We start from the raw sequence: 24,710 nt of genomic DNA, 5'->3' as shown, positions 1-24,710 counted from the left end.
AAAACGAGAGGGCAAAACTGCCCTCTCTCAAATGAAGGAAATAGCGGTAATTAAAGTAGGTCGTTGTTTTCCAGGAACTGGGTGACAGAGTCATACACTTTCTGTGCATTTGGAGAACGCTCTGCAAACACTTTCCATTGGCTACGTGCGATTTCGCGGAATTTCTTGCGCTCTTCGTCTGACCAGTTGTGAATCGTAATTTTCGGATTTGCGCTCGCTTCTTTCACTGCCGCCTGGTCAGCAATTTTCAGCTGAGTGGTGATGTCATAAGAGAAGTCGCGTACTGATGTTTCCAGAATCTGTTGCAGATCCGCTGGCATTTTGTCCCATTTCTTCTGGCTGATTGAAATATCGATCAGTGGCAGAGAGTGGAAACCAGGCTGAACCGGATGCACCGCGATGTCGTTCATGCCCGCTTTTTGGTTGGTCGAGAACACGGTATAGTCCGCCGCATCGATAACACCTTTGCTCAGGCCAGTAAATACTTCAGAACCTGGTAGGTTAACAGGCGTTGCACCGGCTGCAGCAAATACCTGTTGAACCAGACCTTCCGGCGCACGCAGCTTCAGACCTTTCAGATCCGCCACACCATCAAGAGGTTTTTTCGATACCAGAGATTCAACGCCCGTTGTCGAGGCACCGATGAAATGCACGCCGTATGGTTTGTAAAGTTCCGTTAAAAGTTCGTTACCACCGCCGTAGTTCATGTACTGAAGCAACTGGGTTGTGTCAGACCAAGCACCGACCATGTTACCCAGCAGACCAAACGCAGGATCCTGACCTGAGAAAAACTCCGTCGCGGTGACGTGACCATCAAGAATACCCATCTTGATAGCGCTCAACGTTTCCGTGTGTTTGACCACCGCACCCACTGGCAGTAAATCGATATCGATACGACCACCCGACATTTTTTCGACACGGTCAGCCCAGTTTTGTTGGATTTGGAAGTTGCGGTCACCTGATGGGTCAGAAGACTGAATCTTGAGTTTGAAATCCGCAGCCATTGCAGACATGGATACTAAACCTGTCACCGCGGCAGCGATAAGCGTTCTCGTCATAGCTTTCATTGAATCGTCCTTAAGAGTTTCACGTAAAAACCGGTTTATGTTTTTATGTTACCGGTAACTTGCAGGGTGAATGTTACTGGTAACTCCTATATTGTGTCCATGAGATCGATCACAGCTTTTAAACAATTATTAACATCCCTCTCAACAACAGATGCTTTCTGATAACCTCACCTATAAATCACTGTTTCAACGAGCCAAAATTGTGCTGAGGTTTGAAATATTGAAACTTGCCCCATTCCGTCCTCCAAAAAATTGACTTTCATCAATCCCCGACGCCTCACAACACCTAAACTCATAGAAAAGGATGACCAAGGTGAAGTTCGGAGGCCGTTATGACTTGTACTTTTATTGTAAATTTTGTGGGCACAGCAACGCCGTCCACCATTAAACAACTGGCCGCTATCACTCATGAAAATGATGGTAAGTGGCTAATCAGCAAAGTAAATTTCATTGAAGATCAAGTAGCTGCGGTGATTAAGGTTGAAATGCCGCTCGCTAAAGCACAAGTCGTCAAAGAAGCATTCCAGTCCTACCCGGATCTACTGGTACAAATAGTAGACTGCGACACGAAACCGCACAAAGAAGACACCATTTACCAGTTGCGGTTAGATGCCAATGATCGCTACGGCATCGTCAACGAGATTACCCACGTGCTTGATAGCCAAGGCATCAGTATTCTCGATATGGACTGCCAACGCGTATTCATTGCCGGTGGCGGCGGTGTGAGTTCCAGTTTGTTCACGGCCAATATGGCAATTCGCCTGCCACCAGAAATCGACATTGATGATGTCGCCAAAGAACTCGAAGCCCTGAGTGAAGACACTCGGGTCATTCTGGAAGCATAACAACACACAAGAATGTATCGATGTTCGGGAGGCCTGTGGCCTCCCTTTTTATTTAGTGTTTTATTTAACCCGCGAATATTTTTCTTGAAGCAGCTAACAATCTTGCTTGATGCGGTTGAATTCTCGTACTTTTCTACCACGCTTAAAGCGGGATCTCGGTCCCAACATAATTCCAATAAATAACAGTCCGAAACAAGAACAGCGTACATCAATTGGTTGGGTAGGAAACGTCATGTTGAAGCTTAAGAACATTAGGGTCAGTTATAAGCTGGCTATTATTCTATTGGTTGGCATCATAGGTTTTGTCAGTCTGTTATTCATTGCCGCCACAGCATTGAAAAACAATTTAGTTGCCGAGCGTGAGGCACGCCTCAATGCCGTCATTAACACCACACTTTCCCAGATAGCCTATCTGGAAAAATCACAGCCTAAACAACAAGCTCAGGAAGCGGCGAAAGCCCTGATCAATTCAGTCCGTTTTGATAGCGATAACTATCTGTTTGTTATTGATGAGTCTCGTCAGGTGGTTGTTCATCCTCTGCGCCCAGATCTGGTGGGCCAGCAAATGGGCAATGATCGAAGCGGCGAGGACAGTTTCTGGTACACCATGGTTGATTTAGCCAGAGGCGGTCAACATGGCGTACTCACCTACCCTTGGAAAACCGCATCTGGCAAAGAAGCAGACAAACTTTCCGCCGTTCATGGTTTTGCCCCATGGGGATGGATTATTGGTTCAGGGATGCTGCTGGATGATATCGAACGCGCGGTCGAAAAACAGTTCTGGAACATGGCCGTCGCCACTCTGATTGCCATTATCGTTATGGCTGTTTTTGGCATTGTCATTAGTCGCGCGATTGTGAATCCTCTCGAACAAATCAAAGATTCGATGAAGAAGGTGGCCCAAGGAGATCTGACAGCCACCATACCAGTTGAGGGTAACGATGAAATCGGCATTGTGGCACTTCGTATCAACGAAAGTGTCGCGTCGATGCGTGAGGCGTTAGTGGAATCGGTCAAATCTGCCAGTGAAGTCGCTGAGGCAGCGATTCGTATTGCCTCTTCCGCCGAGGAAACCAGTCAGGCTGTTGTGAGCCAGCGCGATCAGCTCAGTCAGTTGGCAACCGCGATGAATGAAATGAGTGCGACCGTCGCTGACGTTGCAGGTCACGCAGAGGAAACGGCTCGAGACACCATGGATGCGAGTACAGAAGCTGGACTGGGTGACAAAGATGTGCACTCCAGTGTCGACAGCATTAAAGCGTTATCTCACGAACTTGAGTTGGCTACGGAGCAAGTGAATAAGCTCAAAGAAGGTGTCATGCAAATCAGCGAGGTCACAGCGGTTATCAGTGGCATTTCAGAACAGACTAACCTGCTGGCACTGAACGCAGCGATTGAAGCCGCCCGGGCAGGTGAACAAGGACGAGGCTTTGCCGTAGTCGCAGATGAAGTGCGCAATCTCGCGAGCCGCACTCACCACTCGACCGATGAGATTCAAACCACCATTAATCGCCTGCAACAATTGGCCGTCACAACGGCGACTGCGATGCAGAAGAGTCAAGAGCTTGCCTACAACAGCGTAGAACGCGCTGAAAATGCGGGAAGCGATTTGTCACTGATTGTCAATCATATTCAACATGTGAGCGACAAAGCGACACAAATCGCCACTGCGGCGGAAGAGCAAAGCGCAGTCGCTGAAGAGATGAACCGCAATGTCAGTGGTATTAATGATGCCGCGCTTGAAATGTCGCAGGCGGCGAACTATCTGGCCGAAGAGAGTGAAAAACTGGCTGACTTGTCACGCCAGCTGGATGACAAACTTCTCCACTTCAAGCTTTGAATCCGCACAAACAAAAAATCCACCGCTAGCGGTGGATTTTTCTATTTTCATCAGCAATCGATTATTTTACCGACCACAGAGACAGTGAGCGTTTAAAATCGTCGTAACCAAATTCGTTCAGCTTCTGAATTTCGCCCGAGGTGCGTTCACAGTACACCGATGGCATTTTCAGGCCGTTGAACCAGTTCAGTTTCACCATGGTGTAACCCGCACTGTCGAGGATATGCAGTTTCTGACCGACTTTTAGCGGCTCATCGAATTTCGCAACACAGAACTGGTCGCCAGCCAAACAAGAACATGAGCCGATCACGTACTCGTGTTCGCCGTTCTCGCTGGCTTCCAATACCGATGCTGGCTCTTTGTAGATCAGCGTATCCAGACGGTGCGCTTCCGTTGCCGAGTCAACGATGGCAGTTTTCATGCCGTTTTCAACGATGTCTACCACCGTGACCACAAGGTCGGTCGTTTTGGTGATCACCGCCTCGCCCGGTTCCAGATAAAGCTGAACGCCGTGCTTTTCCGCGAAGGCTTTCAGAGCGAGACCCAGTTTCTCCACATCGTAACCCGGCCAGGTGAAGAATACACCGCCGCCCAGACTCACCCAGTCCAGCTTGTTCAGGTACGCACCAAAACGCTCTGAAATGGAATCCAGCAGGTGGATAAACGCATCCACATCTTTGTTTTCACAGTTCATGTGGAACATGACACCGTTAATGGTATCGAATACCGCCGGATCGATATGATCAGCCTGTACACCCAGACGAGAGAACTGGCGTGCTGGGTTCGCCAAATCCTGGCCCGCGTAGCTGACGCCCGGGTTCAGACGCAGGCCCAGAGACGCTTTACCTTCCACCAGGTGACGGTACGCACTCAGTTGAGACTGAGAGTTGAAAATCATTTTGTCGCAGATGTCTGCCACTTCTTTAACGTCATCTTCGCTGTAACCCACACTGTAAGCGTGCGTTTCACCACCGAAAGTATCGTAACCCAGCTTCACTTCAAATGGACCAGAGCTGGTTGTACCGTCCAGATACGGTTTGATGATGTCAAAAACACCCCAGGTTGAGAAACACTTCAGTGCCAGTACCAGCTTTACGCCGGAAATGTCTTTCAGACGTTTAGCGATTTCGAGGTTCGCAATCAGCTTACCTTCGTCAATCATGAAGTATGGGGTTTTCAATTCGCTTTTTTGCATCTTTTAGGTTCCTGAATGCTGCCAAACAGTGGCAACAGTTTCTGAATCTTTAAATGGAAAAAACAGCCATCACGAATGACGGCTGTTTGTCTCATCTTGAACCAAAAGGTGGCATACCTTTTAGTCGCTTTGATTAATTAAGAATGTTGATAACCGGTTTGCCAGGCTGCAATTCCTGAACTTCCCAGTCCAGGCCGATGGACGGCATGGTTTCCAGGAATGGGTCCGGGTTCAGCTGCTCCATGTTAAACACGCCAGCCTCTGCCCATTCGCCGCGGAAGAACTGAAGCGCAGCAGTGATTGCCGGCACACCCGTGGTGTAAGCAATCGCCTGATGCTCAACATCTTTATAAGCGACTTCGTGATCAGCGTTGTTGTAAATAAATACACTACGCTGTTCGCCGTTTTTCTTGCCCTGAACCCAGGTACCGATACAAGTCAGACCGGTATAGCCTGGAGCCAGAGACGTTGGATCCGGCAGTAGCGCCTTCAGAACGTGCAGTGGGTGTACCACCGTACCATCCTGAAGCGCAATCGGATCCGGACTTAACAGACCGATGTCACGCATGCAGTTGAAGTAGTTCAGGTAACGGTCACCGAAGCCCATCCAGAACTCAATACGCTTTGCAGGAATAAATTCCTTCAGTGAACGCACTTCATCGTGTGCCATTGAGTACACTTTGAAAGGACCACATTTAGGAAAATCAAATTCCATCATACGAGTGTGGCATGGTACACGCTTCCATTCGCCCTCTTCCCAGAAGAAAGAGTCGCCCTGAATTTCCAACATGTTGGTTTCAGGATCGAAGTTAGTGGCGAATTTCTTGCCATGGTCGCCCGCGTTGATATCCATCACATCGATAGACTCAATCTCATCAAACAGGTGTTTTGCAGCATACGCTGCAAACACGCTCACCACACCCGGATCAAAACCTGCACCCAGAATACCGGTGATACCAGCTTGTTTGAACTTTTCGCGGAACGCCCACTGTGGGTCGTACGCTTCAGGAACCAGTTGACCTTCAGAACACAGGTCCACCGCAACAGAAGTGTCCAGATAGGACACTTTTGCACGGTAACAGGCTTCCATAATTGGCACGTTGACCCAAGGTGGTCCAGCGTTGATCACAAGATCAGGCTGAACCTCTTCGATTAACGCTACTAGTGCGTCTACATCGTCAGCATTTACTGCACGAGCTTCTAGCTTCTTAGTAGAATCTTTCAGGTTTTGTTTGCCCTTGATTGATTCAATGATCTTCTCACACTTCCCAATTGAACGGGAAGCAATGGTAATATCACCCAGCGCGTCGTTGTTCTGTGCCGCTTTATGTGCGACCACCCAGCCAACGCCGCCCGCCCCAATCTGTAGAATTGACATAGTATCCGTTTACCTTTATTTCGCTAGCTCTTCCGCTAGAGTTTCAATTTTAGCCAGTAGAGATTCGAAGTCCGAAATCTTCAAGCATGGGTTCAAGATTGTGAATTTCAAGGCAGTTTTGCCATCCACAATGGTTTCGCCAAGTACTGCGACACCACGTACCAGAGCTTGCATACGAACGACTTTATTCAGTTCATCCATATCAGACGCCTGGTTGTTTACCGCGCGGAATAACACGGTAGACAGAGATGGTTCAGCCAAAAGCTCGAAGGCTTTATGCTGACGAACCAATTCGGCCACTTGTTGAGTTTGCTCCAGCAAGTGATCGTACATTGCGCCCATTTGTTTAGGACCCACGTTTTGCATGGTCATAAACACTTTCAGAGCGTCAAAGCGTTTTGTTGTTGAGATAGACTTATCAACCAGGTTTGGCAGAGTGTCATGCTCACGGTTCAAGTAATCTGCATGGTGCAGCAGGAACTTGAAGTTGCTCTTATCTTTCAGCAGCAGTGCGCCACAGCTGATGGTTTGGAAGAACAGCTTATGGAAGTCAACGCTGACTGACTGAGCACGTTCGATACCGCTCAGACGATCTTTATGGCTGCTCAGAATCAGTGCGCCACCGTAAGCACTATCAACGTGCATCCACATCTCGTGCTTATCAGCAACATCCGCAATCGTCACCAAGTCGTCGATTGCACCGTGGTCTGTTGTACCCGCAGTACCGACGATAGCAAATGGGATCAGACCTTCCGCTTTCGCTTGTTCAACGACAGCTTCCAGCTTAGTCACATCCATTGTACCGTTCGGCAGAGCGTCAACCGCCAGGATCGCTTTCTCACCCAGACCCATCCAAGAAGCAGACTTCTGAACAGTGAAGTGAGATTTCTTCGAGCACACAATACGCAGTTTGTCCGCGTACTCTGGCAGACCCAGTTTCTGAATCGAGTGACCGCTCAGCTTGTCTGCAATCCAGTCACGTGCCAGCATCAGACCCATTTGGTTGCTCTGAGTACCACCGCTGGTGAAGATACCGTCCGCTTGCGCGCCCAGTTCGTATTTCTCACACATCCAGTCAATCACTTTCTGCTCAACAAACGTTGCTGCAGAAGACTGATCCCATGAATCCATTGATTGGTTCAGAGATGCGATGATCGCTTCCGCTACAACGGAAGGCATCAGCGGTGGCGTGTGCAGGTGCGCGATACAGTCTGGGTGCTGAACGATGATTGAGTTCTTCGCAACCAGTTCCGCAGTTTCAGAAATCACGTCTTTCAGAGATGCGTTCTTGTTGTCCAGATCAACAGCATAAATCGCTTCTTCCAGCGCTTTAGGGTCGATACCTGAATATGGCGCATTCACTTCTTCAAACACGGCTTTCATCGCAGCAGTGGTGTGGTTCATCACTTGTGAGAACTCTTGGCTGCCCATGTGACCGGTGTGAATGAAGTGTTTTTTCCACTCTTGGTTTGCTTGCTCCGGATCTTTCTGACCGCCACCAGCGGCAAGAATCGCTTCTTCCAGTGTGCGCAGGGCAAAGTCGATCTGCTCAAATGAGATGATCAACGGTGGAAGGAAACGAATCACAGAACCTTCACGACCACCTTTCTCAACCATCAGACCACGCTCCAGCGCTGCACGCTGAATGCCCAGAGTCAGTTGAGGTGCCGCTTTTGGCTCACCAAATTTGTTCAGCTCGCCGCTTGGATCTTTAATTTCCAGACCCAGCATCAAGCCTTTACCACGTACTTCTGCAACACAGTTTACGCGGCTTTGAATTTTTTCCAGACCCATACGTAGGTATTGGCCTTTGATATTTGCCTGTTCAACCAGGTTATCACGTTCAATGATTTCCAGTGCTTTAGCACCCGATACCATTGCCAGCTGGTTACCACGGAATGTACCCGTGTGCTCACCTGGACGCCATGTGTCGTGCTGCTTGTTGATCACTAGGAGTGACATTGGCAGACCGCCACCGATTGCTTTTGACAGACACAGTACATCAGGAACGATACCCGCTTCTTCAAATGCAAAGTTGTAGCCAGATTTACCCACACCACACTGGATTTCATCGAAAATCAGCAGGATGCCGTGCTCGTCACAGATGCGGCGAAGTTCACGCAGGAAGAATGCTGGAGCAGGAATTACACCGCCCTCGCCTTGTACTGGCTCGACGATGATCGCAGCTGGCTTCATGATGCCCGCTTCGTCGTCGTTCAGCAGACGCTCGATGTAACGGATGCTCGCTTTCGCGCCTTCATCGCCACCCAGACCAAACGGACAACGCAGGTTGTACGGGAATGGCATGAAGTGAACGTCAGACATCAGACCGGTACGACGTGCTTTAGTATTCAGGTTACCCATCATACCCATAGTACCGTTGGTCATGCCGTGGTATGCACCGCGGAACGCAAACATGGTGTTGCGGCCAGTGGTTTGTTTAGCCAGTTTGATTGCCGCTTCAACGGCGTCTGCACCAGATGGACCACAGAACTGAATCACACAGTTATTACCCAGCTCTTCAGGCAGGAATGCTTTAACGGCTTTGATAAAGTTGGTTTTTGCTTTAGTCGCAATATCCAGCGTTTGGTAAGGCAGACCTGAATCCAGTTGCTCTTTCAGAGCCTGGTTGATTTCTGGGTGGTTATAACCAAGCGCCAGGGTACCTGCACCCGCAAGACAGTCCAGAAAGATCTGGCCACGAGTATCTTCTACCAAACAGCCAAAAGCTTGTTTGATGGCGATAGGTAAACGGCGTGGGTATGAACGTACTTCAGATTCATGCTCAGCTTGTTCAAGGAGAATTTCATCTGGAGTAAGGTCATAAGTACCTTCTAAAACTGGTACTTGGTTGGAAAACATAGTTGCGATAGTGTTATCGACTTCAAAGGCTGTACTCATCTTCGTCCCCTTGAATGGTTAAAACTCTGTTCATTTCCCGGCAGTAAGTTGTTTTGAGAAATGACAAATAGCAAAACGTTCCGACTGAGTCCGCAGACAAATTCGGAAATACTGTAGGCCATCAGCTTGATGACAAATCACTAAAAACAGGAATCAAGGTTCGGTTATGCTGCTGTCCTGTCGAACAGGGCATAGAGGAAGTACAAAGCTGATTAATGTGTGTAAGTTAAGTGAGTTCAATGTTGGGTATCCCATTCACATGCTGTTCCCACAGCAAGAGTATCCCGTCTATCAGTAAAAGGACTTACTGATACCTACCCTACGTAATGTCCCAATCAGCCTGAATGGTCACTACGCGTATCCCCCGGAAGCACTGTCCGAGATTGGTGCGGAACTTAACACAAAATTGGCCTTATCCGCAATCATTTTTCATCGATAAATAACAACTAAATCAACAGAAAATATCACAATTATCTATTATTCAGAAAGTTATAAAATAGAGACCAGAAAAAGCCCTCATCACTAGGATAAGGGCTTGGTTTTATAACACATTTAGACAGTTTCTGTTTTAACAATCTGACTGAGTAATGTCTGTGCGACATCGTCCGTCATTAAACCACTTGAACTGGTAAGTCCAAAAATGTCCACCCCATTGTCAATCACGATAGATTGCGTTTCGCCGCTGTCGTGCGAAACCTGTAATGTGACATCTTCAGCACCCACTACCACATCAATTTTGCTCAGCAACGTATTGAAGTCTTCACCAGAATCCAACACCGCAGACAAATCAAGTTTGTCGGTATTAAACTCGAAGTTTTTCACCACATCGGTACTGTTATCGAGTGCGCTATCGAGCCAGGTAAAGACATTTGCCTGAGAGTCGCCTATCAACACGTCATTACCGACTGTCGCATTCACCACAGGGTCACCAGCTTCAGCCGAGAAAACGTGGTAAGACGGAGTGCTGTCGTCCGCATCCAGCGTGACCGTTGCAACGTTACTGAACTCACCATCCGAGTCCACAGCCTGATAAGTAAAGGTAGAATCATCAACCACCGTTTCGGTACCAGACAGATGAGTCACCACATAGTTGGCACCCGATGAACCGTCATTGTTGGAGGCGGTAAAATCAAGGCCAATCACCGGATCATCTGACGACGCAGTGTACGAGTAGTCGCCATTTCCTTGATAAGAGATCGTGACTGGGTCGCTGTTTTCGAAATAGTAAGTCACGGTTGCAGCATGATTGGTATTCAATCCATCCACCCCAAAACTGATGGTGTAGAGTGGATTTTCACTCAAGTCGACGTGCAACGTTTCTTGGCTGTTAATACCATTACCCGTTGCGACCGATAAACCAGTCCCTTGTTGAACCGTTTCAATCAAGGTCACCTGTTGTGATACTTCACTACCATTGCCCAATGTTTTGAACGCTGAGATGTAAATGGTGTTTCCGTTATCAAGAACGAACTGGTAATCATCATCGACAGGGATCAAAGAGCCATCATCTGTCGAACCAATCACCACTTCGTTACCTTCAGGCACATAAGTGATGTTGTTAGGATTGAGTAGAACCGGGTCTTCTAGTTGCCCTGAAACATACACATCCGCTGAAGTCAGCTCTCGGGTCACGCCATTTTCATCGGTGTAAAGAAGTGTTCCATTGTCAGGTAGAGACGTCAGTACAATATTCAACTGCGTGCCAGTGAAATCATCGTCGACGTCAGAGATGTGGTCATTCGCTTCTACGTCTGAGTCAAATACAATGGTAACTTCTGAGCTGTTGCCTAAAAGCACTGTGAAATCTTCTGCGACAGGAGGCTCGTTAACGTTCAACTCTTTGAGTACCACATCCACATCTGTTGATTTCATTGCACCCAAACCATCCACTTCCGTCGCTGTAACGACCAGATTATGAATATTGGATTCCTGTTCAAAATCATTGGTAAAGGCCAGTACACCAAACGAGGTCAGATAGATAGCTCCGGTCGTAGCGTTGATCCAAAACAGTGGGTTATTGTTACTGTCATACACATTAGTTTTAATGCTGTAGGTAACGTTTTCACCGTCAGCATCGGTTGCTGACACTGTGCCGATCAAATCAGACTCTTCACTATCTTCTTCGTAAGTAAAAATATACTCGTCGTCAAAAATTGGGGCATTATCATCAAGATTAAGCTCACTTAGCTGAACATCGATCACTGTAGATTTCTGCTCGCCCAATCCTTCCACTTCCGTTGCCATAACCTGAATGGTATGCACATTAGGTGTATCTTCAAAATCGTTCGAGAACGCGGTGACGCCCGCTGCCGTCAGACTGATGGCACCGCTGACCGCATCGATCTCAAACAAGGCTTCATTGGCATCGTTGTACACGTTGGTGGTGATGGAGTACGTCACCGCCTCGCCGTCACCATCAGTGGCCGACACCGTACCAATCACATACTCATCGCTGCTGTTTTCATCATACGAGAACACATAACGTGGGCCGTCTTCATTATCCGGGTCATTCGGATCGAATACCGGACCAAACTCATCCAGATTCAGCTCACTCAGCTCAACGGTGATGTCCGTTGATTTCTGCTCGCCCAGACCCGCTACTTCTGTCGCGGTCACCACAATATCGTGCACATTGGGCGCGGTTTCGTAATCGTTCGAGAACGCGCTGACGCCCGCCGCCGTCAGACTGATCGCACCGCTGACTGCATCGATCTCAAACAAGGCTTCATTGGCATCGTTGTACACGTTGGTGGTGATGGAATACGTCACCGCCTCGCCGTCACCATCGGTAGCCGACACCGTACCAATCACATACTCATCGCTGCTGTTCTCATCATACGAGAACACATAACGTGGGCCGTCTTCATTATCCGGGTCATTCGGATCGAATACCGGGCCAAACTCATCCAGATTCAGCTCACTCAGCTCAACGGTGATGTCCGTTGATTTCTGCTCGCCCAGACCCGCTACTTCTGTCGCGGTCACCACAATATCGTGCACATTGGGGGCGGTTTCGTAATCGTTCGAGAACGCGCTGACGCCCGCCGCCGTCAGACTGATCGCACCGCTGACTGCATCGATCTCAAACAAGGCTTCATTGGCATCGTTGTACACGTTGGTGGTAATGGAATACGTCACCGCCTCGCCGTCACCATCGGTAGCCGACACGGTACCAATCACATACTCATCGCTGCTGTTCTCATCATACGAGAACACATAACGGGGACCGTCTTCATTATCCGGGTCATTCGGATCGAATACCGGGCCAAACTCATCCAGGTTCAGCTCACTCAGCTCAACGGTGATGTCCGTGGATTTCTGCTCGCCCAGACCCGCTACTTCTGTCGCGGTCACCACAATATCGTGCACATTGGGGGCGGTTTCGTAATCGTTCGAGAACGCGGTAACGCCCGCCGCCGTCAGGCTGATGGCACCGCTGACCGCGTCGATCTCAAACAAGGCTTCATTGGCATCGTTGTACACGTTGGTGGTAATGGAATACGTCACCGCCTCGCCGTCACCATCGGTAGCCGACACCGTACCAATCACATACTCATCGCTGCTGTTCTCATCATACGAGAACACATAACGTGGGCCGTCTTCATTATCCGGGTCATTCGGATCGAATACCGGACCAAACTCATCCAGGTTCAGCTCACTCAGCTCAACTAAAATGCTGGTAGAATTCTGAACTCCAAGACCATCAACCTCAGTTGCCGTAACAATGATGTCGTGTACATTTGGGGCTTGCTCAAAATCATTCGAAAACGCAACGACCCCAGCGGGGGTCAAACTAATTTCACCAGTGACTTCATCAATTTCGAACAGTGTATTGCCATTTGAATCAAATACATTAGTCGTGATGGCGTAAGTAACACTCTCCCCCTCTGCATCAGTTGCCTGCACGACGCCAATGACATCGCCATCACTACGATTTTCATCATAGGAGAAGCTGTAGCGTGGACCATTTACGTTTTCTGGATCATTCGGATTAAATGCAGGTGGCGTATCTACCACCGCGATTTCTGCAACAAAATCAGTCAACGCTAAACTTTGAGTTGACGACAGACCCAAGCCTTGTAGACCTTGAGTTTCGAAATTGGTGGCTGCCAAAACTTCGTCACCCGTACGATCAATGCTTCCTGTCGCTGTAGGACTTGAACCATTTTGTCCTCCAGCAGCAGTGGCGAGTTCAGGGTTTTGCGTCGGGTCAGCACCTTGTTGAATTTGTTGCAAAATTTGTGCGATTTCACCATCGAGATTAGTTGGTGCAGCATTGCCGGGATTGACCAGTTCCGCTGTCACCTGAGGTGATGCATCATCACTAACCTGTACAACCACTTCTCCCGGTCTCAAAGGGATGCCTGCGGCTTGCTCTCTGAATTGGCCATTGCGGTCAATGACAAGCGTGACGTTAGCTAACATAAAGGGGGTCAGAGTGCGAGTGTCCATGAGCGTATGTCCTTATATACATACGAAGAGGCGTTGGACTCCCACTGAACCCAACACCCATTTCGCCTATTCTCATGCTTTAAAACTAGTGATCCTTATATTGACAAGCAACTCAATATCTAGAGTAACGGCTCAAAAATTCACTAAGGTATCAATAAGTAAGGAAATTAATCATTAGCACTTTTTTGAACTAATCTCTCACATTGATGATTTATCAACTAAGCTGTCAATAAACTTATGTTTGCCTGTGAATGCTCCATCCATCCTCTTTTCGGAGGACGCGCCTGAAGCAACAGATCATTAAAAAACCATAGGAGCCACCCTGTGAAACGGAACATTCCACTTCTAGCAGGATGTTTGTTGTTATTACCTTTTCAAGCGTCAGCTCAAACTCTGGAACAGGCTGTCGCACTTGCTTTAGCAAACAATCCTCAAATCAAAGCGAGCTACAACCAATTCGTTAGCAATGTCAAAGACAGTGATGCCGCGGGCGGTGCGTATCTGCCAACGATCGATTTAGATGCCGGCATCGGTTATGAGGGTATTCGTCCGGCTGATTCAACGGGTAATGACGACACCGATCTGACCAGAAAAGAAGCCAGCATCATTCTTAATCAACTTTTATGGGACGGTAACGCCACGCTGAACGATATGGATCGCACAGCGGCCGATGCAGAATCCGTTCGCTTACAACTTCTGGACGATGCTTCCAACCTTGCTTTGGAAGTCACCAAAGTGTATCTGAATGCCGTCAAAGCCAAGGAAGTTCTGGCGCTGTCAGAGAGCAACCTCGCCGTACATAAAAAAATCTACCGCGACATCAAAAAGCGCGTAGATTCCGGCGTGGGGTCAACCGCAGACTTAACGCAAGTTGAGGCGCGGATCGCCAAAGCTCAGGGCAACTTACTTGCAGCGCAAAACAATTTGTTTGATACCCACACTCAGTTCCGTCGTCTGGTAGGTCAGGAACCGTTGGGGCTGCTCTACCCGCGTGCGGATGTATCTAAAATTCCGCTCTCTCTGACCGATGCTTTAGTGGACGCATTCGATAATCACCCCGTGATTAAGATTGCTTCAGCGGATGTCGACTCAGCCCGTTTTCAATACAAACAATCCAAAGGCCCGAACTACCCGACGCTATCTTTAGAAGCACGTCAAACCTGGCGGGATGATGCCGGTGGTGACGAAGGCAGTGCCAGCGAAACCGTGGCAATGCTGCGCCTGAAATACAACCTGTACAATGGTGGCAGCGATAGCGATCGCACTGAAAGTGCCGCTTATCAACTAAACAAAGCCAAAGATCTCCGCGACAACGCGTATCGCGAAATCGAAGAGAGCCTTCGTTTATCGTGGAGTGCTTTGGATTTGACCTTGCAACAGAAAAACTTCCTAGCTGACCACGTAGACTCAGCATCACAAACCGTTATTGCCTATGAAAAGCAATACCGCATTGGTCAACGTACCCTGCTTGATTTGCTCAACACCGAAAATGAGTTATTCGAAGCGCGTAAAGATTATCTGGATGCCAACTACGCCGAACAGTATGCCAAGTACCGAGTCATGAACGCGATTGGGGTGCTGATTGATGCGCTGTTGGTTGATGTTCCTGAAGAATGGACAAAGAAAGTGGAGTACTGATATGAAAATGAAACTATATTCGCTCTCCCTTTTGATGAGTTTGATGTCCTACTCTGCGGTGGCGAGTGACCAATATGATTACATCGAAACGCCTAAAGCTGATCAGATTGCCGACTTGCAGGACGACGACAATGACGGAGTGGTCAATGCCCGAGACATCTGCCCGGGTACGCCTGAGGGCGCTGAAATTGACAATGATGGTTGTGGCGAAGTGGTGCGCAATTCTGCGAAGCGCCAGTTGCACATCTTGTTCGCAAACGACTCCTATGAAATTAACCCGGTTTTCGCAGACCAGATTCAGTCGATGGCTGAATTTTTGAAAACCTATCAGAGTGCTTCAATTGAGATTCAAGGCTACACCAGTAAAGTGGGTACCAATGAATACAATCAGGAGCTGTCACAAAAGCGGGCTGAAGCCGTAGAGAAGAAACTGCTCTCTTATGGCATTTCACCCAAACGTGTTCGCATTGTGGGTTATGGCGAAACTCGCCTGATCGATAATGGCGATAGCAACTCTGCGCACGCTGTGAACCGACGTGTGACGGCCACGGTGGTTGGCCTTAAAGAGAAAGTCGTCGAAGAATGGACCATCTTCTCGACACTGAAAAAGTAAACTTCCTGATGGCTCTAAAGAAAAAGGCCCCATTCTGGGGCCTTTGTTTATTTCAATTGCAGCAGGTTACTTGGCGACTTTCGGTAGCGAAAGTCTTAACAACACATAACCCAATATCGCCGCGGTAGTAGAACCCATCAGGATACCCAGTCGTGCATAGGTATCGTAATCAACATTCGCACTACCAAACGCCAGTGAAGAGATGAAGATCGACATGGTAAAACCGATACCACACAGGACAGACACCGCGAAGATATGCTTGAAGTTAATACCTTCTGGTAGCTTCGCTACCCCGGCTTTCACCGCAATCACACTGAAGCTGAAAATACCCAGTGGCTTACCAATTAACAGACCCAACGCGACACCCAATGGTAAGGTTGAAGCCAAGCTAGAGAACGATACGCCTTCCAGTGAGATACCCGCGTTAGCGAAGGCAAACAATGGCAGAATACCGAACGCAACATATGGATGAAGTGCATGTTCCAGGTGCTTCAGCGGCGAGTGTTCGCCTTTGTTACCTTTTAGTGGGATCGCAAAGCCAATCACCACACCCGCCAGTGTTGCGTGTACGCCCGATTTCAATACCGCCACCCACAGAATTAAACCCACAATCAGATACGCACTGAGTTTGGTGACGTGTTTGGCGTTAAGCATGAACAGGACAGCGGTCATGATGAAGCCAACGGTCAGCGCAATCGTCGATAAATCACTGGTGTAGAACAGGGCGATAATCACCACTACACCCAGGTCATCGATAATCGCCAGTGCCAGCAAGAACACTTTCAGGCTCACAGGAACACGCTTACCCAATAGCGCCATGATACCCAAGGCAAACGCAATATCGGTCGCCGCCGGAATCGCCCAACCCTGAATTGCTTCCGCATCACCAGAGTTGAACAGTACATAAATCAGTGCCGGAGCCAACATACCACCCACGGCCGCGATCGCCGGGAAGATCGCCGTTTCACGCGACTTAAGTGCGCCTTCCAATAGCTCACGTTTTACTTCCAAACCAATCAACAGGAAGAATACCGCCATCAAACCATCGTTGATCCAGTGAGATACAGACATGCCAAACACATAGCTGTGCAGTGCACCCTGATAAATTTCGTTTAACGGTGAGTTAGCAATGGTCATAGCAATCGCTGCTGCGATCACCAGAATAATCCCCCCAGCCGACTCCAGCTTGAAGAAGTCGCGAATCATGTCAGTCATTCAATCGCCCTTATAATTATGTTAGTTAACGATAAACAGAAGAATACGAAAGAGTGTAGCCACTCGCAGAATGGTTGAAAAATCGCTTGTAATGAACCTTTAATTCGGAATATCCGAAGTATTCAGCAATTCACCACGTAATTTCTTTCACCATTAACCAAACCATAAGTATAGGAAATAAAACACAATATTTGGTAAAACATGCATAACAAAAACGGGAACCGCTAAGCGATTCCCGTTTAATATCTGTCAGTTAGTAAAAACTAATAGCCGGTCAACTGCATAAAACCTTCCGCATTATGCGAACCAACGGTATAGATAGGCCCCTCCCAGTACGGCAGGGCAAAAGGCAACCAGAGATGTTGATTTAAAACACTGGTCGTGAGGTTAATATTTTTACTCGGAATGGAAATATGCCACTGCAACGGAACCATCTTACCGTTGGCCAAAGACGTCAGATGGACAGGTGTAATGTTGATATCCGATTCGCGCAGTGATATCACTTTGCCGTCATTGGTTGCCAGAGTGCCAAACACATAAGGCAACTGCTGCGCATGACGATAACGGCTAACCGTCAGCGTAGTCTGCTTGTCAAGCTTGAGAACAAACCAGTCCCAGCCCTGCTGACCTTCCGCCAACAGGCCACTGCCCCACTCTTTACTTACCCAGGCAGAGCCTTCAACTTTCACTGGCGCTGAGTTTTTACTGAGCTGCAGCTCGCCACGCACCTGAATAAACGGTGCCTGCACATTGTATGAAGCAACCGGTAACAGATCGTGTTTAGTTTGATAACCCTTGTCGCCGGGCAGCACATAAGGCCCGGACGCCGTCATTTGCAACGACACACCAAATGAGTCAGTGGCCACACTTAACAATCCGGGTAACGGTCCGTTACCTAATGATCGCCAGTCCCAGTTATCAATCCAAAGACGAAACGGTTGATTACTCATGCCAGCCTGACCGATGCCACCGCGAGCCATTCGTTGCTCTCGCCAAACGTGGTCGCGAGTGGAAATGACGGTATGCGACAAATACAGTTGCGGGCTTTGCCAGCCAATGGTGTTTCGATCATCATTGGCAATACGGAAATAGCTCCACTGAACACCATATTGCTGACCGCTGGCATCCTTAACATTGGCAAAGAAGTGCCACCATTCATGCTGAAATTGTGGGTGGAAAGCGAAATCGTCCGGCAGAATCACCGCTTTATTGGGCAGAACTGGTTCATAAACCTGATGTTGTTGTGAAGACAACGCCGCATGAATTTCATCGCTGCTCGATTGTAACTGCGTCGACAGATAAATCTCACGCATCAAATAGCCAACGAGAGAAAACACCAAAGCAAAAAACAGCGTCGCCAGAATTAACTTCATGCCTTTTTTCATCGTCATCATTACAGCGCATCCCTTAACGACTTCATTGCTGGCTGCCTAACCAAACGAATAACGGGCAGTGCTCCTGCGATGATCAGGGCAAACATCGACCACAAAGCCGTATGGGCATACGCGGCAGGGATCAGTTGCAATTCAATTGTCCAACCAAATGATTGCCGAATCACTACGTCCACCACCAGTTTTGCCAATGCAATTCCGAGCGGCATCGCGATCATGAGCGTGATGGCACCAAACACAAACAGCTGCAACGCACCAATCACTACCAACTCTTTACCAGACACACCCAAGCAGCGCAGTAAAGAGATATGTCGTTGGCGAGAAACTTCACCAGCCAGCGTAGCGAAGAAAATGCCGCACACTGCAATCAAGAGAGTGATATTGCCCAGCGTACCGGCAATCGCAAAGGTACGGTCAAAAACGCGCATCGCCTGATTGTGAATACCCGTGTTGTCGAACACGCGTTCAGAGTCCAAACGGAAAACGGTATCCAGACGTTTTTTCAGCCCGTCACCATGAATGCCTTCTTTCAGTTTGACGGCCAGTGCAACGTTGCCCGTTCCGGCAAAAGCATACAGCCAGTTGCGATGAGACATCAGCACCTGATTGTAAGGGTTACCGTAGTCGTAGTAGACGCCAACCACCAGCCAGCCCTGCCCCAAAGGCATCGAGAGATCAATATAATCACCGGGGCGAATTCCCAATTTAATGGCCATTGACTCGCTGATCATCACCCCACGTGAATGATGCAAATGGTACCAATAGTTCGGCACGCCCAGCTTGACGGTCAGAGAATCAAGTTCACCATCCGAAGCGCCAGTGCTGACGACTTGCAGTACACCTTTGTCGGTAGAGAAATCTTTTTCCCAACGCCACCAAACATCTTTGACTTCCGGTTGTTTGACCAGCCAATCGCTCATTCTTGATGCCGAGCTGTTGGTTGGATAGAGATACACGTCAGCAGCCAGTCGCTGCGTCAACCATTTCTCGGTGGTGTCACGGAAGCTGCCAACCATGGTTTCGACACCGATATTAGCCGCCATAGCCAGCATAAAGGCCATGGTCGCAACGCCGCGATAACTCATGCTCGCGGCCGCATCCGCGAAGAACCAACGAACTTTGACCCAGCGCAGCGTGTACGAAAAACTGTTAAACACTTTCCAGATAAGGAACGGGGTAATCAGTGCCGCACTCAACAGCATCAAGGCAATAATTGCAAAACCGGAAGACTGAGATTTTGGCGCCTGGTAAACCGCCAGTGCCGCGATAAACAGGCCGCATGCTACCAGCGCTTGCAGAGTAAATTCCGAACCGGCAAAGCGTACCAGTGAAAGGCGTGTCGTCAGACGGATCGGCTGAGATTTCAGCAAACGAATGAGTGGCCAGGCACACGAGGCAAAAGCCCCAAACGTGGCCAGAAACAGGCTGTAGCTGCTCCATGACCAATCCCAACTAATTGAAAGACCAACATTCGCGTCATAGAGATTGGCTAAACTGGCCGATACCGATGGGATCAACTTATTTGCCAGAATCAGCCCAAACGCATTGCCGCACAACCAGCTTAAAATCACCAGACCTAACAACTCAAGAGACAGCGCTTTAGCCAGTTGCCAGCCAGAAACACCGGTCTGACGCAGTATGCCGACCAGTGGCTGGCGCTGAATCAGTGACAACGACATCGCCTGATAGAAGATGAATAACCCAACCAAAAACGACAGCATCGCCATCGCCGTCAGGTTCATGTGGAACGCATTGGTTAACGATTCCAGTTCAGAGCGACTGCTGCGAACCAGCGTCATGCCATTGGGTAATGCATTCTTTAGGGCTTCAAGCTTCTCAGCGGGCATCTCGCTGCACGCAATCACCGATAAACCCGAACTCTTTTTCAGCATGCGAACCAACGACAAATCGGCAATCACTCGCGTGCCGTTGATCAGGTTGTCATTGTCAATCAGTACTGGCCCCAGCTTGGCGCCATCGTCCAATTCAATAAAGTCACCATCAGACCAGCCCTGAATCGACGCAAAATCCTGACTGACCATGATCGGATACGGCGGTGACATCAACGTTAGCGTATGCATTTCGCTGAGGGTTTTGCCATTGCCAAGAGGCAGCATCGCCACAGGGTCGATGCCAAGCAAGGTCATGTCAGCGCCGGATTTCGTTGTCAGACGATAGCTATCGAAAGGGGCACACTGGTTGAAGCCATCACGGCGCAACTGGACATAAAAACCCTGTGGGATTTTGTTAGCGATATGTTTGGTTCGAATGCGATACGGAAGAGGATTTGAGAAAAGTTTTTCACCATGCTCATAGCTTTGACGAGCATGTTGGTTGATCGCGGTTACACCAACTAATAAGGAGACACTGAGCGTAAGGCCCAGCCAAACTAAGAAAATTTGCAGCGGGTAGCGACGGTAATGCCCAAGTAGTGCTTTAACTACGGGCCATAACATGAAGTTGTCCTCCCTGGAGACGAATGCAACCTTCCATGTGTTGCGCCACTTTTTCACTGTGCGTCACCAGCAACAGAGTACAATCCAGTTGCCTTGCCAACGTCGTCAGCAAACGCATCACCGCCTCAGCATTACGTTCATCCAGGCTACCTGTCGGTTCGTCGGCGAGCAGCAACGTCGGCTCCATATACAGTGCGCGGGCGATCGCGGCGCGTTGCTGCTGGCCACCGGAGACTTCTTCCGGATAACGTCCAAGCAGCGGCATTAAATCCAGCGCTGACAAAATCTGACGCCACAAACCCGGATCTTCCGGTAAGCCTTTCAGTTGGCGGCAAAAACGAATGTTGTCTGCGATATTCAGCGTTGGCAACAGGTTAAACTGTTGAAAGATATGACCAATGTTATTACGACGAAACGCGGTACGTTTGTGTTCAGCGTTATTGTGCATCGCGAAATCGGGGAACCAGATTTCACCAGAATCGACAGTATCCAGCCCCGCAATCAAATTGAGTAGCGTACTCTTACCCGAGCCACTTTCTCCCATCAATGCTAACTGATCGCCACGATTTAACGTCAACTGCGCCCCCTGTAAAACAGGGTGGAATTCATCACCATCCACATAGCCTTTGGACAGGTCTTTCAGTTGTAACATCAAATCGCTCACTGTCGTTTCAAATTGGACTGAGAATCTACACTAATTCCCTTTCAGTAGGAAGTATTTTGGATATTAGATCACAAAATATGCACCAAAATGCATTACAAAACCGCCTTGCGTCTAGTTTTCGATCAAATTCCGCATCCATTTCTTACTCTTCATGCGCCAGGAAGAGCCAAACCATTTGACGACTTCTTCGGTCAAAAACAGCAGATAAATCCACTCTGGTTTCACATTCAGGTAAATTGCTGCGAAAGCCGCCAGTGGAATACCGATGAGCCACTGGGCAATCATGTCCTGTCCAAGGCAGAATTTCACATCCCCGCCCGCACGCAGTACCCCGACGATCACCGTCATTGGGATCGAACGCAACACGATACCCAGACTCAGAATCATGATGAATTTCTCTGCCAGTTCGCGGGTTTCAACCGTTAGAGCACTAAACGAGTTCAGGATCGGAATCTGTATCACAAACAGCAACATCGCCACGACAATGCCGACCACAAAGCTCAATATCGTAATGCCAATGGCCTGGTAATAGACCGCATCGTAATTTTTCGCGCCCAGCTGGTTCCCGACTAGCACAGCGGCCGCATTAGACATACCGATCAGCAGGCTGAGCGAGATGGACTCCACTGGCGTCATCACCGACAGTGCCGCGAGCCCCTGCACACCGGTTTGCCCCATGATCGCGTGGTAGGCAAACAGCCCTCCGGCCCAACTCAGGAAGTTAAATGTGGTCGGCAGAGACAACTTCAGAAAACGTGCAATAGTGTGCCAAACCAGAACCGCGCGAATATCGCCCAGATGGAATGCCAGCAGATGATGCTTGCCGTACAGATAGCCATAAAGTGTCACAACTTCAATAAAACCACTGAGCAGAGTCGCAATCGCAGCCCCTTGAATTCCCATCGCCGGAAAGCCGAACTTACCGAAGATCAGAATCCAGTTGAGAAATACGTTCGACAAAATGCCGATGCCACTGAAGAAAGTGCTGATGCCAGGCTTGTGCATCGCTCGCAGTCCCACTGCCATGCTGCTCACACAGGCAACCGCAAACATACTGAATGAGGTAATCACCAGATACTCTGTTCCCAGTTCGTTGACCCGTGCTGAATCGGTTGTCAGCCCCATGATCTGCGTTGGGAAGAACAGAAACAGCGCTACCGTGAACATGGCAAAGAACATCGATACCAGCCAGGTCAGTGCGGTGCTTTCCCGAACCCCTTGTTTATTGGCGGCTCCCCAGTACTGCGCGGTAAGTAGCGCACCGCCCGTCGTGACCCCGACTAACATAATAGTGGTAACGAAGGTGGCGCGAGCCGCAACACCCACCGCCGCAATTTCGGCTTCCCCAAGTTGGCCTAACATCAACACATCCACCAGACCACGGCTGGAAAACATGATACTTTGCAGACTGATCGGCAGCGCAATCGCGACTAAGCGGCGGAGAAAATCACCCTTTGTGTAATGTAAAACTTGAGAGACAACAGACAACAGACCACCTCAAAGGCAAGAGTTTGATAGCAAGGGGAAAAGTGAGCAGCTATTATACGCGTATGCGCATAATCACACCACTCCATTCAAGGGACGACGAATGAAGAAAGTTCTAGTGCTGGGCGCCTCTGGCTACGTAGGTTCTCAATTGCTTCCACAACTCCTTGATGAAGGTTACGAGGTCACGGCAGCATCGCGCCATACTGACTACCTCACTATGCGTACCGCACCTCACCCGAATCTGACCATCACTCCCCTCGACTTGGCGGATGAAGCCGCTACGCTGACGCTGGTACCAAAATTTGATCTGGTATTTTTTCTGGTCCATGGCATGGCTCAGGGACACGACTTTGTTGATTACGAACTCTCTCTCGCCCACCACTTTAAAAACGCGCTCGATCAAAGTCAGGTTCAGCACGTTATTTATCTAAGTGCGCTTCAACCACAAACCGGTAACTCCGAGCATCTCAAAGCCAGACGTGAAACCGGTGATATTTTGCGTCAATCCAAGGTCCCGGTCACTGAACTGCGTGCGGGTGTGATCATCGGTCCCGGCTCAGCCGCTTTTGAAATCATGCGCGATTTTGTCTACAACCTTCCCGTATTGATCGCGCCGAAATGGGTCGACTCCAAAGCCAATCCGATTGCGCTGGCGAACCTCAATCACTATTTGCTTAAACTGGCAAGGGAATCTCCCACTGGCCACCAACTGTTTGAGGCCGGAGGACCAGATACCCTTACCTATCGTGATCAGTTTCGCGTGATTTGCGAACTGGCAGGCAAACCCTTTCGTCTGTGGTCTACTTCCCTGCTGACTCCGCGTATGGCTTCGTATTGGCTTGGGTTAGTCACGTCGGTGCCTTCGAGCATTGGCCGCGCCCTTCTGGCGGGGTTGGAGCATGACTATGTCGCTAACTCGAGTGAGATTCAGCAACGCTATCCGCAACCGTTAATCCGCTACTTTGACGCGGCGAAAAGCACTATTGAGCAAGAAGGCACCTTTGTACGCAGTGAAGTCTGGGGCTTTGATCCGGGCGCACTGAATCGTTGGCAGCCGGGGTTTGGCTATTATCCTAAACAGGCGGGCGCAACCATCACCACCGAGGTCAGCGCGCAGCAGTTGTGGGCCGTCATCCGCACCATCGGTAGCCGTGAAGAAGGTTACTTCTTTGCCAACGTACTATGGCGCACCCGTGAATGGCTCGATCTGTTCTTTGGCGGCGGTAAACCCGTTCGTCGCAGCCCGCCGGGCCCAGAGCTGCAAGTGGGTGATTTCATTGACTCGTGGAAAGTGATTCGCAGCGAACCCAATCGTTTTTTGTCACTGTTCTTTGGTATGAAAGGCCCGGGGCTTGGCCGTCTGGAATTTACGATTAAGGAAATTGAAGGCAGACGCGAACTGAATGTAACCGCATGGTGGCACCCGCAAGGATTCCTTGGCTTGTTGTATTGGTTCGCCATGATGCCCGCCCATCTGTTCATCTTTAACGGTATGGTGAAAGCCATCGTGAAAAAGGCGCAACAAAAAAGGCTCTGAACATCAGAGCCTTATCAATACGATTTCATT

General features: G+C 49.1%; 15 protein-coding genes. 5 read left to right on the top strand and 10 right to left on the bottom strand.

The window, feature by feature from the left end:
* Positions 1-50: 50 nt before the first annotated feature.
* Positions 51-1,067, bottom strand: a complete 1,017-nt coding sequence (locus LGV68_RS03065) for a TRAP transporter substrate-binding protein (RefSeq protein WP_020330361.1) — start codon at positions 1,065-1,067, stop codon at positions 51-53.
* Positions 1,068-1,399: 332 nt separating this feature from the next.
* Here LGV68_RS03065 and LGV68_RS03060 point away from each other — a divergent pair, with 332 nt between their 5' ends.
* Both LGV68_RS03060 and LGV68_RS03055 read left to right on the top strand, forming a co-directional pair.
* On the top strand, positions 1,400-1,912 hold the full coding sequence (locus LGV68_RS03060) for an ACT domain-containing protein (RefSeq protein WP_020330360.1): 513 nt from the start codon (positions 1,400-1,402) through the stop codon (positions 1,910-1,912).
* 232 nt (positions 1,913-2,144) lie between these two features.
* On the top strand, positions 2,145-3,752 hold the full coding sequence (locus LGV68_RS03055) for a methyl-accepting chemotaxis protein (protein ID WP_020330359.1): 1,608 nt from the start codon (positions 2,145-2,147) through the stop codon (positions 3,750-3,752).
* Positions 3,753-3,813: 61 nt separating this feature from the next.
* Here the strand turns inward: LGV68_RS03055 and nspC are convergent, their stop codons facing one another.
* From nspC to LGV68_RS03035, 4 genes are all read right to left on the bottom strand, one after another.
* Positions 3,814-4,947, bottom strand: a complete 1,134-nt coding sequence (nspC, locus tag LGV68_RS03050) for a carboxynorspermidine decarboxylase (protein WP_024373837.1) — start codon at positions 4,945-4,947, stop codon at positions 3,814-3,816.
* A gap of 133 nt (positions 4,948-5,080) precedes the next feature.
* Entirely contained in the window at positions 5,081-6,325 is a 1,245-nt protein-coding gene (locus tag LGV68_RS03045) for a carboxynorspermidine synthase (protein ID WP_020428588.1), read from the bottom strand.
* 15 nt (positions 6,326-6,340) lie between these two features.
* Complete coding sequence (locus LGV68_RS03040; protein ID WP_020428589.1) at positions 6,341-9,226, bottom strand: pyridoxal phosphate-dependent class III aminotransferase; 2,886 nt, start codon at positions 9,224-9,226, stop codon at positions 6,341-6,343.
* A gap of 552 nt (positions 9,227-9,778) precedes the next feature.
* On the bottom strand, positions 9,779-13,678 hold the full coding sequence (locus LGV68_RS03035) for a cadherin repeat domain-containing protein (protein ID WP_252536219.1): 3,900 nt from the start codon (positions 13,676-13,678) through the stop codon (positions 9,779-9,781).
* A 360-nt stretch (positions 13,679-14,038) separates the two neighbouring features.
* On the opposite strand from LGV68_RS03035, the gene LGV68_RS03030 reads away from it, so the two are divergent.
* On the top strand, positions 14,039-15,316 hold the full coding sequence (locus LGV68_RS03030) for a TolC family outer membrane protein (protein ID WP_020330348.1): 1,278 nt from the start codon (positions 14,039-14,041) through the stop codon (positions 15,314-15,316).
* Position 15,317: 1 nt separating this feature from the next.
* The gene (locus LGV68_RS03025; protein ID WP_020330347.1) at positions 15,318-15,929 is read left to right on the top strand and encodes an OmpA family protein; all 612 of its coding nucleotides are present in this window, start codon (positions 15,318-15,320) and stop codon (positions 15,927-15,929) included.
* 66 nt (positions 15,930-15,995) lie between these two features.
* Here the strand turns inward: LGV68_RS03025 and nhaA are convergent, their stop codons facing one another.
* From nhaA to LGV68_RS03000, 5 genes are all read right to left on the bottom strand, one after another.
* On the bottom strand, positions 15,996-17,144 hold the full coding sequence (gene nhaA / locus LGV68_RS03020) for a Na+/H+ antiporter NhaA (RefSeq protein WP_032082609.1): 1,149 nt from the start codon (positions 17,142-17,144) through the stop codon (positions 15,996-15,998).
* Positions 17,145-17,407: 263 nt separating this feature from the next.
* Positions 17,408-18,538, bottom strand: a complete 1,131-nt coding sequence (locus LGV68_RS03015) for a lipocalin-like domain-containing protein (protein ID WP_044362166.1) — start codon at positions 18,536-18,538, stop codon at positions 17,408-17,410.
* Positions 18,538-20,991, bottom strand: a complete 2,454-nt coding sequence (locus tag LGV68_RS03010; RefSeq protein WP_202642194.1) for an FtsX-like permease family protein — start codon at positions 20,989-20,991, stop codon at positions 18,538-18,540. The genes LGV68_RS03015 and LGV68_RS03010 overlap by 1 nt, the downstream gene beginning before the upstream one ends.
* Positions 20,972-21,643 carry an ABC transporter ATP-binding protein gene (locus LGV68_RS03005; RefSeq protein WP_020330341.1) on the bottom strand — a complete coding sequence of 224 codons (672 nt, stop codon included), beginning with the start codon at positions 21,641-21,643 and terminating at the stop codon, positions 20,972-20,974. The genes LGV68_RS03010 and LGV68_RS03005 overlap by 20 nt, the downstream gene beginning before the upstream one ends.
* 123 nt (positions 21,644-21,766) lie before the next feature.
* Positions 21,767-23,143 carry an MATE family efflux transporter gene (locus tag LGV68_RS03000; protein WP_020330340.1) on the bottom strand — a complete coding sequence of 459 codons (1,377 nt, stop codon included), beginning with the start codon at positions 23,141-23,143 and terminating at the stop codon, positions 21,767-21,769.
* 100 nt (positions 23,144-23,243) lie between these two features.
* Here LGV68_RS03000 and LGV68_RS02995 point away from each other — a divergent pair, with 100 nt between their 5' ends.
* Positions 23,244-24,680, top strand: coding sequence for a DUF2867 domain-containing protein (locus tag LGV68_RS02995; RefSeq protein WP_222791249.1), 1,437 nt, complete (start codon positions 23,244-23,246; stop codon positions 24,678-24,680).
* Positions 24,681-24,710: the final 30 nt, after the last annotated feature.

Source organism: Vibrio sp. LQ2, from assembly GCF_023920125.1.
In the GTDB taxonomy this organism is placed as follows: domain Bacteria; phylum Pseudomonadota; class Gammaproteobacteria; order Enterobacterales; family Vibrionaceae; genus Vibrio; species Vibrio fluvialis.
Note: the sequence above shows the minus strand (reverse complement) of the source record. Positions and strands in the feature narration are given on the sequence as shown.